The organism is Arthrobacter sp. P1_D4, from assembly GCF_056406115.1.
The window spans coordinates 1-352 of sequence record NZ_JBFUAU010000066.1; the positions used below are offsets into that span (position 1 = coordinate 1).

At 64.5% G+C, this 352-nt stretch carries 1 pseudogene; it reads right to left on the reverse strand.

What is annotated here, in order from left to right:
- Positions 1 to 253: pseudogene (locus tag AC1D0A_RS22030) on the reverse strand (hypothetical protein); the annotation flags it as partial.
- Positions 254 to 352: the final 99 nt, after the last annotated feature.

The following is a 352-nucleotide window of genomic DNA, read 5'->3' on the forward strand; positions in this document are numbered from 1 at the left end:
CGACGTCGGCTTCGGCGTCGCCCTTGGCCTTGCCGTCAGTCGACGGCGCGGCCGGAACTGCGGGGACGGCCGGCTTTGCCGGGAGCGTAGGCGTGGCCGGGACAGCCGGCGTGGCGGGCGTAGCGTGGCTCACTTCAGCCTGCTCGGTGCTGGACATCTGAGCGGCATTGGCCAGTCCTATGCCGGAGAAACCTCCGACTGCCAGAATGGCGGCGCCGACAGCGATCTTGGTGGTCTTGCTAACACTCTTCATTACAGACGTATATCCTTTGTTTTTTTGGTTTGAAGGCGGGCTGAGGCCTCATGGGGGCAGTTGACAGCCCACTCTCGCCAGAAAAGGCTGGCCGGCGCC